The sequence below is a fragment of the Subsaxibacter sp. CAU 1640 genome (genome assembly GCF_023156585.1).
Classification (GTDB): Bacteria; Bacteroidota; Bacteroidia; order Flavobacteriales; family Flavobacteriaceae; genus JBPOFM01.
Genome location: NZ_JALNMI010000001.1, coordinates 473,062 through 485,887, shown reverse-complemented (window position 1 = coordinate 485,887; position 12,826 = coordinate 473,062). Strand labels below are relative to the sequence as shown.

The following is a 12,826-nucleotide window of genomic DNA, read 5'->3' as shown; positions in this document are numbered from 1 at the left end:
GATATACAACTAATTAATTAATATGAAAAAACTAATTATCATTTTAATATTGCTCATTGCCATAAAAACGCAAGGGCAACAAGACCCTCAATATACGCAGTACATGTATAACATGAATGTTATGAATCCGGCGTATGCAGGTTCTAAAGAGAACTTATCGTTCGGTTTATTATATCGTACACAATGGACAGGTTTAGATGGTGCCCCTAAAACGGGTACTTTCTTCGGACATATGCCCGTTAGTGATAAAATAGGAGTAGGATTATCTGTCATTACTGATGAAATTGGTCCTGTAAGAGAAACCAATACCTATGCAGACGTATCATATACTTTGAGACTTGCAGGCGAACATCGTTTAGCCTTTGGTATTAAAGCTGGTGCTACATTTCATGATTTAGGATTGGCTGATCTTGATTTAATAGATCCAAATGACCCTTATTTCAATGATGTTTCTGGTGTAACGCCCAATATTGGAGCAGGAGTTTTTTATTATACAAATAATTACTATTTGGCTTTTTCAGTACCAAATATCTTAAGTTCAGTGAAGTTAGATGCAGAGGGTACAGAGTATGGCACAGAAACAAGTCACTATTTTTTGACAGGAGGTTATGTATTTCAACTTTCTGAAAACACCAAGTTGAAACCATCATTTTTAGTTAAATCTGCGTTTACAGCACCTACGTCATTTGATGTGAACTTAAATGCTTTGTTTTTTGAGAAGTTTGAAATAGGTGCCTCTTACAGATTAGATGATTCTTTTTCTGGGTTGGTAAATTTTGCAATTACACCAAACATAAGAGTGGGATATGCATATGATAGCGTTACTTCTGACATTAAGAGATACGCACCAGCCTCTCATGAATTCATTTTGTTATTTGATTTGAATTTTGCCAAAAAGATCTCTCGTTCACCAAGATATTTTTAACCAGTTAAGCTAAACAAACATGAAAAAAATTAACTTATTAATTACCCTCACAATTTTGAGTAGTTTCAGCTTAATTGCTCAAAATAAAGACACAAAAAAAGCTGATAAACATTTCAATCAACTTGAATTTGTTGAAGCAGCGAAAGATTATGAAAAACTTGTAGAAGACGGAAAAGCCGACAACTACGTTTATGCACAGTTGGCAGAATCATATTATAATGTATTCAATACAGAAAAGGCTGAACTTTATTATTATAAAGCTTTAGAAAATAATCCAGCCCCAAATTCAGAAATGGTTTATAAGTATGCTCAAATGCTAAAAGCCAATGGGAAATATGCTCAGTCCAATGAATGGATGGCCAGATTTGCTGATATTCGTCCTGACGATCATAGAGCAATGGCCTTTAGAGATAATCCTAACTATATTCCTCAAATTCTTGAAAGGGGAAAGAAGTTTAGGGTAGAGAATATGGATATCAATTCAAAGTATTCGGATTTTGGTGGGACCCTCAAAGATGGCAAACTTTATATCACTTCTGCAAGGGATGTAACAGGCAGCAATTACGGATGGAATGATGAGCCATATTTAGATATATTTGTTACCACAAAAAATTCGGAAGGAGGGTATACAGCTCCAGAACCTGTTGATGGAAAAATCAATACCAGCTATCATGAAGGTGTGGTCGCATTCAGCCCCGACGGTGAAACAATGTATTTTTCTAGAGAAAGTTTCTTCGAGAAAGAATATGTTAAAGACTCTATTACCAAAAACAAATTCGGTTCTATTCATATGTATAAAGCGACTTCGCTTGGTGACAAGTGGGACAATGTAGAAGCTTTAAATATTACTAAAGATTATTCTGCGAAAAATCCTGCATTGAGTAAAGATGGGAAAACACTTTATTTCGCTTCTGATATGCCTGGTGGATATGGACTTTTTGATATTTATAAAGCACCAATCAATGAAGACGGAACGGTAGGAGAACCGGTTAATCTAGGTCAAAAAGTAAATACCGAAGGACAAGAAATGTTTCCATTTATAGGAGATGATGGCACGCTTTACTTCTCTTCTAACGGACATTTAGGTCTGGGAGGCCTTGACGTATTCTTTACTAAAGAAATCGACGGGAAAATGGCTCCCATTCGTAATGTTGGCATCCCAATCAACAGTAATGCCGATGATTTTGCATTCCATATTGATGATGAGAGTGGTGAAGGGTTTATTTCTTCTAATCGTGCTGGTGGTGTAGGCAGTGATGATATCTATCGCACCATGAGATTACAACCTCTTTGCGATGTACTGGTCACAGCAACTGTGATAGATGATAAAACAGGAAATCCAATTAATGGAGCAACCGTAACACTTTTTGACGATCAAGGAAATAAAATTGTTTCTAAAACCACAAGTGCGGAAGGAATCGCTGAATTTATTGTAGAATGTGACAAAGACACCGAGTTGGAGGTTGTCATGGACGATTTCGAAAGTAAACGTACGACCGTAAAAGGAACTCAAGACAAAGAGGTAAATGTTCAAATATCTTTAGAACCGATAGACAAAATTATTGCTGAAGGAGCTGTAGAATTGCAGCCAATTTATTTTGAGTTTGACAAATCGAACATCACTTCACAAGCAGCATTTGAATTGGATAAATTGGTGCAAGTGATGAACAAATATCCGGATATGGTTATTGATGTATCCGCTCACACTGATAATAGAGGTTCTGACTCTTATAATATGAGATTATCTGATAGAAGAGCGAAAACTACTGTTCAATATGTTATTTCAAAAGGAATTGACAAAAGCAGAATTTCTGGTGCGGGTAAAGGTGAAACTATGCCGAAGGTAGATTGTGGTTCTAACTGTACTGAAGAGCAATATCAAATGAATCGTAGGTCAGAATTTAAAATTGTTTCCGGAGGGCCTGCTTCTCAAACGGAATAATTGGAAATATACTTAATCTTTAAAATAAAAAAAATCCTATCCTATTGATAGGATTTTTTTATAGCCTTGTGTAAATCAAAACAGCCAAAATTAAACAACATAACGGCATAAGCCACAAGGTAAACTTTCCGTAGGAACGTTCCCTTGTAATGTAGATGTTTGCCTTAACTACTTTACCCTTTTTTCCACTATATCTTATAGAGTTATGAAATAATAGGGCTGATGCTGCAATGATAAATAAAAACCACGCTTTATCTTGTTTCATTGTTCTAACATTCATTTCATTCAGAAAAAAGGCTAAACAGATTCCAGAGAGAAACAGCAAGCTTATTTGAAGAAAGGAAATATAATAGTACGCAATAGATTTTGCTTTGGATTTATATAATGCTTTGTATTCATTTAACATGTTGAAATAAAGCCTGTCAAAACAACTCATAATTCTCTATTGATTAAAAAAGCCTGCTAGAATTATCTAACAGGCTTAAATTTTATTATTTAAAGGATATTATAAACCTAATACCGCAACGTTATCTAATTCAAAAGTAGCAGCAGCACTCGTAGTAGACGTATATTTAAAAGCGATATAAACAGTTTGACCGTCAGCACTTGAAATATCTATGGTGCCAGAGTTAGTCCAAGTGTTCCAGGCGCCAGCATTTGGATCAATGATGGCATCTAATTGAGTCCAAGTTCCATTTGTATTCGGGTTTCCTGTTCCTGAATAATTGGTAGAATAATAAACTTCTAAATCGTTACCATCATAACGTTTGTCCGTTTCAAAGAAGAAAACAGTATTTGTAACACTGGATAAGTCAATTGCAGGAGAAATTAACCAATCTTCATTGTTTTGAGCACCACTTTGAAAACCGTTCATATAGGCACTTGGTGCAGGGTTTCCAAAATTGGTTTGTCCCCATACTTGAGCGCCTAATGCATTAAATGTAGTCCAGTTACTTATGCCAGTTGAAAAACCATCTTCAAATACCACTGTAAAGTCATCAATGTTTAATGGTTCGCAACGTTGTCCATCCATATTTACATCTTCAGTTGTATTCAATGTAAGGATTAATACATCTCCTTCAAAAGTTTTGGTTATAACTCCAGAAATATTTCCATTTCCAGTAGGTAATAATTCATTTGCAAAAGAGGCAAACGAACTTGTTTCCAATATAAAGTTGCTATAGCCAAAACCAGCGCAAGTTTGTAACGTTCTAGAAGTATCGAAGTCCTCCATTGGATCGAAGTAGCGAAGTCCATTTAGGTTGTCAGCAAACTGTACACCATCAAACTTAACGTACAAACCAATATCATCAGAGCTTACACCTGCAAATGTTTTATTTAAAGGAACCATTTCGAATGTGTTTTCTGATCTGAACATTTTTGCAGCACGCTGATTATTGGTCATTTGAGTTACGGTAGTACCAAAATTATCAGTCTCTGTTCCTCCACCAATAGTAATAACTTCATTTTCCAAACGCTCTTCACCTACATAAAGACCTTTAAGATTGATATAAACCTCACGTCCAAAATTATATTGGTTATAGCTCTCTACTTGATTAAAAATTACTTTAATTGCCGATGTAGGGTTTTCAGGAGAATCCTGTAAGAACATTTCTTTATAAAAATTTCCTGTTCTGTCAGAGGAACTCACATAACCTTTAACATAAATATCAGTTTCAACAAATACTGGCGCATTATCTCCAGGATCTGATTCTGTTAAATACATTGCTTTTAATTCAGCTATAGTAACTTCAGAAGCATTACTGGCCAGAAGTGCTCGCAAACCTGCATTTTCTTCGGTTCCTAATTCAGTCGGAACCGAGAAATCATCGTCTTGTACACACGAAGTCATAGCAAAAGTCATCGCTATAATCGTGAAAAGTTTAAAAATTTTGTTCGTTTTCATATTTACAATATTATATTTTTTCACAGTTAATTTTTATTAAAATCTAAAATACACATTTAGGAAGTAAGTTGTGCCACGACCGTACCAATATTTTGAACCAAATACCGGCTTATCATTACTTGCATCATCACGTAACTCACGGAAGTTTGCGTTTCTACCTTGTTCAAATCCACCCGTTTTGTAAACTTCGTCAAAAAGGTTATTGATACTGGCAAAGAAACCTACAAAGTAATCATTGATTTTCCAAGATTTCCCCCCAACGAGATTAACTACCATATAGTCATCAAATTTTTCTTGCTTAAGCAACTGTCTTGCTAATTCAGGATCGTAATCGTTGAACGGCAAACCATCGGCATCAGAATAGAAGTTTCTGGTTCTTGTTAATGGACTGACGTCGACATATGCGTTGTCGAAGAAGTTAGCTGTAGCACCAACCCACCAGTAATCAGGGTCGCGGTACTCAAAACCTACAGAGTAGGCTGTTTGTGGCCCACCAGACAATTTATAGTCTTTCAAACTAGCTTGCCCAAGGTCAATACCATTAGGGTCTGTAAAATCTGATGATGTTAGGTAAAGATTAGGGTTGTTATCGTAAGTGTATTGCCCAACTGCTGCAACACCTTTCAACTTTATAGTAGGCGTTACTTGAGCTTCAATTCCGAATTCACCGCCAATATGTCTTTTGTCAATGCCTTGTAAAATCTCTTGAACGAAAGCTGAAGTTTCACTAGTTGTAGTTCCATCTTCATTTCCGATACCGTAGCTTACCAATCCATCTGCATAGTAGAACGAAATTTCGTTGGCGTCTTCAATTTTAGTATAATAACCTGTCAACTTTGCCTTTATTTTAGATGAACGGAAGATATAACTTGCATCAACGGAGTTTATTTTTTCCTCTGTAATGTTCTTAACAATAGCGTGATTTTCTCTTGAATTTGAGTAAGTATTTCTTAAAGATGGCGCTTTTGTGATGTAAGCTGCATTAACGTCTATTAAATGCTTCCCACTGATTTTATAAGTAAAACCGGCTTTACCTCCTAAACCAGAAAAACTTAACTCACGGCCTTTACCAAAAGAACCTCCTTGACCTTCACCAGGATAGTTGGCATTTTCATAGAGACCATCTCTTTGGTAAGTGGTATTTGAAGCCATTGCTGAAACAAAAAAGTCAATCTTTCTGTATTTAAATTGTGCTTGAGCAAATCCAGAGATAATGTCAGAATACAAATCGTAATTGTATCTTATTTTTCCACCTTCCCCTACTATCTCATCAGGATTTCTTAAATCAAATGGGATATTGTCAAATGAATCATTGTTCAAATAACCATTAGAGCCTAAAAGATCAATGATTTCTGCAAAGTTTTCAGATTTTTGCTTGTTATATGTGATATTACCACTGATTGTAATGTTATCTGTAATGTCTGACGTCAGAATAGTATTAGCAGTTAACTGTGTCTCGTCATTTCGGTCTTCGTACAAAACGAAAGCTGCTGGTAATCCTGAAGCATTGTTGGTAATGTTCGCATCATACATTCTGTTCCAGTCTAACTGACCGTTTGTAAGGAATTCTTGCTCCGCTTCGTAAGCACCTGCAAAGTCTGGTCCATCTGGATCTGCCAAGAAATAACTTGGAAGTTTTTGATAGTATGTAGGGCTAGGGTTTGCGCCTCCTGGAAAATCCAAACGGCTATTTCCAATTTTACCAAATTGGTAAGCAACGTTTGTGTTCAAAGTCGTTCTTGGGCTGATGTCCCAATAATGATTCAACATCAAGATAGGCTCATTCACTTCTTTAACTCGTGAATTTCTCTTTTCACCATCTTGCCAACCCCAATATTCGTTGTATTCAATTCCTTTTAAATCGTATACTTCTTGTGTATTTGGAGATGATTTACCTCTTCTATTCGGAGCATAAATCGAGGTAAAGTTGATGCTGTGTTTTTCGCTTAATTTCTTTTCAACTGAAAGAAAGAATGAATTCGCATCATAAAAAGTAGCCTCTTGGAAACCTTCATCACCCCATCTTCTTCCTACAGCAGCCGTTACAGACCATCCACCATTCATCATCCCAGTAGCATAGCTTGCTATCACTCTATTAGTATAACTTCTGTCTGAAGAAGAGTAAGTGATACGACCACCTTTTCTATATTGAGAAGCTCTAGTATTAATATTGGTTGTACCTAATACACCACCAAAGCTATAATTTGAAGGTGATAAACCAATGGCTAATTCTTGATTTCTTACGACATCGTTCAATCCGCCCCAATCACTCCATTGAGGTCTACCATCGAATAATTTGTTCATTTCAATACCATTGATCAATACAGTCCCGTTTTCAGAATTAAGACCTTTAATATTAAAGAATGACGAACTGAATTCAAAAGCCGCAGTATTTTGAAATACATCTTGAGACGATTGTAACAATCCAGAGATGTTGTCAGCGCCACCTGTATCATCATTTAATTCATCGTCGGTTAAAGTTACGAGGAATAAATCTTCACTTTCGGTGACGTCAATATCCAACATCATTCCTGAAATATCAACAGTTTTACCTTCATTCACAATGATAGGATAACGTTTTGTGATGTATCCCAGCTTTTCAACAACCAAAACCTGTTCTCCTAAAGGTACATTACTTGTAAAGCTGAACTCACCATTTGCATCAGTCTCGGTAGAGAACTCTGTACCTTCAATGGTAATTGTTACACTTGGAATTGGTTCGTCAGATGCAGCATCAAGGACACTACCTTTTACAACCGTCTGCGCAACAGTCGCAGCCAATGAAAAAATTCCGAATAAGAAAATAAAAAAACTTTTTTTCATGCCTAATTTTAAAGTTAATAGTATTTATAGCATTAAATAATAGTTATTTAAAGCGTGCAAATTTACATTATTTATAATAATTACATACTTTTGGCGCAAATTTTGTAAACATCATAACAAAAATATAATATAGCATTTATGAAATCATTAAAAACTCTTATTGTTCTAGCATGTATCTCATTGACTTTCAGTGCTTTTTCTCAAGAAAAGGAAGTCAAAAAGTTTAAAATTAGAACGATTGCTTTTTACAATCTTGAAAACCTTTTTGATACCATTAATGACGTAAATAAGTTTGACGAGGCCAGTCCAATCATGGAAATGAATACAGGAAGAGAGGCTGCTTATAAAAAGAAAGTGCACAACATGGCAAGAGTTATTGCTGATATTGGAGCAGAGGAAGCCCACGATACACCTGCTATTTTAGGAGTTTCTGAAATTGAAAATCGTGATGTATTGGTTGATGTCGTTAACGATCCTTTGTTGATTGGTAAAGATTATGGCATTGTACACTACGATTCGCCAGATGCCCGTGGTATTGATGTAGCTTTAATATATCAAAAGTCATTGTTTGTTCCAATCAGTACAAGCTCGCACGAATTAAAAATCTATGATGATCAAACTAGAGAGCGTGTTTACACGAGAGATCAGTTATTGGTTACAGGAAAATTAGACGGAGAGGTCATTCACGTGATCGTCAATCACTGGCCATCTAGAAGTGGTGGAGAAGCTAGAAGTCGCTCTAAACGTGTGGCAGCTGCTAAATTGAATAAGCATATTATTGATTCACTTCAAGTTATTGATCCTTATGCCAAGATTTTCACAATGGGAGATTTAAATGATGACCCAACTAATGATAGTGTAAAAAAGGAGTTGAAGGCGAAAGCAGATCAGGATGACGTCGAGATAAAAGGTATTTATAATCCTTATGAAAACTATTATAAAAGAGGATTGGGAACCACTGCATATCGAGATGCTTGGAGTTTGTTTGATCAAATTCTTGTGACCAAACCATTGATAGAAAAAGATTATTCGGGTTACCAACTTTATAAAGCAAATATTTACAATAAGTATTATTTGACTACCAAAAGAGGTCGATGGAAGGGTTATCCATTCAGAAGCTGGTCTGATGGTGGTTTTTCAGACGGATTCAGTGACCACTTTCCGGTGTATGTTTATGTCATTAAAGAAGTAAAGGAATAAAACCCTTGAGATTACACATAAAAAAGCCCAAATTTTAAAATTTGGGCTTTTTCAGTTTATGATAATCTGTATATTAATTCAACCAATTACTCCAAGGAATTCTAGATAATACTGACAGCAATCCAATCGTGTAAAAAATTGCCAGCATTTTGAATTTTGGTTTTGAGGTCAATTTCTTTTTATGTTTTGAATAACCAATCGTAATGCATACAACAGCCAAAATACCTACAAAAGGATGCTCCACCGCCAACAGTCTAGAAAACGAATCCAATCCACCCATTCCGTTTGCGCTGATGTTTTTGAAACCGAAAGGTGATACAAAATAAAGTATCAAACCTAATAGCAACTGAATGTGCGTTACAATCAATGCAAAAAGGGAAATTCTAAAATCTTTGGCGTGAAATTCCTTATTGCCAAAAAACTTAAAAAGCGCATTGAAGGTTGCCAAAACCAATATCAATAGGACTAAATAAGCCCAATACGAGTGTAAAATTTGAATAGTTTGATACATAGTCTGAAATTGTATAAAGGTTAGTAGACAAAAATAGTGAATTTTTATTGCGAAATCTCAATCCAGCGTTTTGCTTCATTACCAAATTCATCAACAACAGTCAGAAGGTGTTTACCATAGGTTGGTTGCATCGCAAATTCGTGAATGTCTTTTGTGGTGCCGAGAAATGTACTATCTAAATACCAATACACCAACGATTCAGGTTTTGAATGTGCAACTTTCAAAATGAGGTCATTTGGTTTGCCGTTGAAATCCTTCGGAAGGAAAATAACATTGTTATCATTGGGATAAATAAATTGAATGGTGACAGCATTTTCTCCCAAACAATCCTCACGAAATCTTGGCAGCGATTTATAAAATGGATTTTTTGCCTTGTAATAATATTCCATCAAAGGTGGGAGTACGAACCAAGATTTATGAACCATTGTGCTAATATCTTCACACGAAGAATTCACTTGAAACTGTTCATTTTTATCCAAATGCACTAATTTATGAAAAGGACAAGGCGCTGTTTTCAAACCACTCACTTGGACATATTTTTGCTCAATATCATCACAGGTTGGAGATGCACGATACCCGCTTTTTTTGCAAATGGAAACCTCTTGCATTTCATCAAAAGGTTTGGCAAACCAATCGCTATTCGGAAGCAAATCGAAAACATCAAACAGAATTGGAGCTGCTGTTTGAACTCCCACCAAGCCTGGACGACCTTCACCATCGGCATTTCCTACCCAAACACCAACTACATAATCTTTCGTTGTGCCAATGGCCCAAGCATCACGAAATCCAAAACTTGTTCCCGTTTTCCAGGCAATTTGCTTCGAACTATCATAAAATTCCCAATTGTCGTCTCCTTCAGGACGATTGACATCTTTCAAACTTTCATAAGTGAGATAGATGGAACCAGCATCAAACAAGGACTTCTCTGAACTTTTTCTTCCAAAATCAACATATCCATCTTCCAAATAAGTTGGTTCAACAAACTCATTAGAAAAATATTCACTTGAGCTTTCATTGAAATGATTCAAGGTTGAGGATAATGCAGCGTAACTTTTGCACAAATCCCAAAGATTACTTTCTGCACCACCCAAAATCAGCGAAAGTCCATAATGATTGGCATTATACTTCAAATCTTTCAATTTTAAGGCTTCCAAGTAATGATGAAAACGGTCAAGTCCAAATTCCTGCAACATCCTAACAGCAGGCACATTCAACGAACGCGATAAGGCTCGGCTTGCAGGCACAGCGCCATCATAACCTTGGTCGTAATTTTCAGGATTGTAACTACCAAACTGTGTAGGAACATCAGCCACCAACGTATTGGGTAAAATATCGCCAGCGTCCAACATTGCCGCGTAAAGGAAGGGTTTCAGAATACTGCCCGTACTTCTGGGCTTGTCAATGACATCCACATCTTTTTGATGCTCGCTATCTGTTGGAGAATTGCCAACATACGCCAAAACCTTTCGAGTGTTGACATCGAGAACTAAAACAGCGATGTTATGTATTTCGTTCTGTTTCAAAAGGTTGTAGTGGTTAGAAACGATTCGATTGGTTTGTTCTTGCAATGATTTTTTCAAGCTGGTTTTGATGTGTTCGCCAGTATTGGTAAGCGCCACTTTTTGTAATAAATGAGGCGCAATTTGTGGAAGTGCGTAAGGTTTTTGCGGTAATTCTTCGGCAATGGACAAGTCGTAAGTCAAGGAATCGATGATGTTATTTTGAAGCAATTTCTGAAGTAGTCGATTGCGTTTGTTCAAAAGTGTTTCTTGGTTTTTTCCAGGATAAATCAAACTTGGTGCATTGGGTAATACAGCAAGCGTGGCACTTTCAGCCCAAGAAAGGTCATTTGCATCACGATTGAAATAACGCCAAGATGCCGCATCCAAACCAACCACATTGCCACCAAAAGGTGCATTGCTGCTGTAATAAGAAAGAATTTTTTCTTTGGATGCTCGAAATTCCAGTCGAGTGGCAAGAATGATTTCCTTTATTTTTTCGAAATACGTGCGCGATTGATTTTTTCTCGATAGCCGAATGACTTGTTGTGTCAACGTACTTCCGCCACGTTTGACATCATTGGATTTGATGTTCTCCTGAATTGCTTTAAAGATTGAAACTGGATTAAAACCTGGATGTTTGTAAAAATATTCATCTTCAAACTGAATAATACACGTTTTGAATTTCTCTGGAATACTGTCGTTGTGAGGAAAACGCCATTGACCATCTTTGGCAATCATTGCGCCAAGCAGCTCGTTTCTGTCGCTTGTAATCACTGTTGCTGTTGGGTCTTTGAACAATTGCCTTGGCAAACAAAAATAATACACCACCAAGAGTATGAAAATGATGGCAGATTTGATTTTGTGGCGTTTTATGTAGTTGATGAATCGATTCACTTTGAAAATTCATACGCTCGTTCCACTCTACAGATTCGAACTTTGTACCAACTGTACCAATCTGTTTTTCCCTTTCTTTGCGCGATGAGGTGGTCGGTTTGTTGTTTCCATTGTTTGATAGATTCCAAACTTTTCCAATAACTTACAGTAATTCCGAGGCCCGAATTGGGCGCAGTCGAAATGTCATTTCTGGCACTTTCAATTCCCAAAAAGCCTTCTTGTTGTTTTGCTAATTCTTCCATCAATACTGCCATTTCTGAATAACCATTGTCGCCTTCGGTTCTGGTTGATGTAAAAATAACGGCATAATACGGTTCAAAAGAAGAATTCATAAAAGATGTTTTCGTTTATCCCAAGTCAGCACTTTCACGCCTTCAGAATAATGTGCTTTATCAGGTTGATTGTTGATGAGGTGATTGAATTTTGGATAATCAATCTTCAATTCTTTCAAATCAATTTGTTCCAAAGGCCATTCCACGTGATGCACGTCATACTCAATCAATTTATTTCGGTGTTCTTGAAAAACAGCATAACGTTCGGTTAGCCAACGGTCGGTTTTGTTCTTTTGAGCAGGTTTCATTTTGGTTCTGTAAACCATTTCAAAGGAGTTATTATGTATTGAATTTTTAGATTTATAACTAAAGTCGTTTCGCTTCATTTTTGAATGTACATACGGAAATTTTGAGATAGCTTTCAAAATATTACACGAAGAGCGCTTGCTTCCCTCCATACTCAAAAAGTAAACGCTTGGTTTGTTTTTACATTTTATATAGGTGCGAATATTTATTTCGTGAAAATCTGAAATATGAGGCAATTTTGGAAGACTTCTTATACCAATATGGTTCATATCAAAAGCTACCAGACTTACCCAAGCTTTTCCATCAATGGTATCCAATGAAACACTTTTTGGAATCAATGGATCAACAATCTCTGGCTCTAGTTCCCAATGCAAAAAAATGGCTTTGTTCCATTCCTGATAGAATTTCCAAGCTCTTTTCGGACATTCAAAATCGCGATGATGGGTAATATTTAAGATTTCTGAAGCTCTCATTTTATGAATATTCTTCAAAGACTATTGAAACGAAAACGTTTGCGCTTGCCTCATTCTGTTAATCTTTCTACT

Annotated in this window: 9 protein-coding genes; 3 read left to right on the top strand and 6 right to left on the bottom strand. The window is 36.3% G+C overall.

Annotated features, from left to right (window positions below):
- Window positions 1–22 precede the first annotated feature (22 nt).
- Both M0G43_RS02080 and M0G43_RS02075 read left to right on the top strand, forming a co-directional pair.
- Complete coding sequence (locus M0G43_RS02080) at window positions 23–925, top strand: type IX secretion system membrane protein PorP/SprF (RefSeq protein ID WP_248023132.1); 903 nt, start codon at window positions 23–25, stop codon at window positions 923–925.
- A 19-nt stretch (window positions 926–944) separates the two neighbouring features.
- Window positions 945–2,867: an OmpA family protein gene (locus M0G43_RS02075; protein ID WP_248023129.1), complete on the top strand. Its 1,923-nt coding sequence runs from the start codon at window positions 945–947 to the stop codon at window positions 2,865–2,867.
- A gap of 505 nt (window positions 2,868–3,372) precedes the next feature.
- Here the strand turns inward: M0G43_RS02075 and M0G43_RS02070 are convergent.
- Complete coding sequence (locus M0G43_RS02070; protein ID WP_248023127.1) at window positions 3,373–4,773, bottom strand: DUF5689 domain-containing protein; 1,401 nt, start codon at window positions 4,771–4,773, stop codon at window positions 3,373–3,375.
- Between the two features lie 36 nt (window positions 4,774–4,809).
- Entirely contained in the window at window positions 4,810–7,596 is a 2,787-nt protein-coding gene (locus M0G43_RS02065; RefSeq protein WP_248023125.1) for a TonB-dependent receptor, read from the bottom strand.
- Between the two features lie 138 nt (window positions 7,597–7,734).
- Between M0G43_RS02065 and M0G43_RS02060 the strand changes: the two genes are divergently transcribed.
- Window positions 7,735–8,796: an endonuclease/exonuclease/phosphatase family protein gene (locus tag M0G43_RS02060; protein WP_248023122.1), complete on the top strand. Its 1,062-nt coding sequence runs from the start codon at window positions 7,735–7,737 to the stop codon at window positions 8,794–8,796.
- A gap of 73 nt (window positions 8,797–8,869) precedes the next feature.
- On the opposite strand, the gene M0G43_RS02055 is transcribed toward M0G43_RS02060, so the two are convergent.
- Genes M0G43_RS02055 through M0G43_RS02040 form a run of 4 tightly spaced genes read right to left on the bottom strand, consistent with a single transcriptional unit; the run spans window position 8,870 to window position 12,754 of the window.
- The gene (locus tag M0G43_RS02055) at window positions 8,870–9,307 is read right to left on the bottom strand and encodes a hypothetical protein (RefSeq protein WP_248023121.1); all 438 of its coding nucleotides are present in this window, start codon (window positions 9,305–9,307) and stop codon (window positions 8,870–8,872) included.
- A gap of 44 nt (window positions 9,308–9,351) precedes the next feature.
- Complete coding sequence (pbpC, locus tag M0G43_RS02050; protein ID WP_248023120.1) at window positions 9,352–11,703, bottom strand: penicillin-binding protein 1C; 2,352 nt, start codon at window positions 11,701–11,703, stop codon at window positions 9,352–9,354.
- Window positions 11,700–12,035: an antibiotic biosynthesis monooxygenase family protein gene (locus M0G43_RS02045; protein WP_248023116.1), complete on the bottom strand. Its 336-nt coding sequence runs from the start codon at window positions 12,033–12,035 to the stop codon at window positions 11,700–11,702. The genes pbpC and M0G43_RS02045 overlap by 4 nt, the downstream gene beginning before the upstream one ends.
- Complete coding sequence (locus M0G43_RS02040; RefSeq protein ID WP_248023115.1) at window positions 12,032–12,754, bottom strand: YqjF family protein; 723 nt, start codon at window positions 12,752–12,754, stop codon at window positions 12,032–12,034. The genes M0G43_RS02045 and M0G43_RS02040 overlap by 4 nt, the downstream gene beginning before the upstream one ends.
- Window positions 12,755–12,826 lie beyond the last annotated feature (72 nt).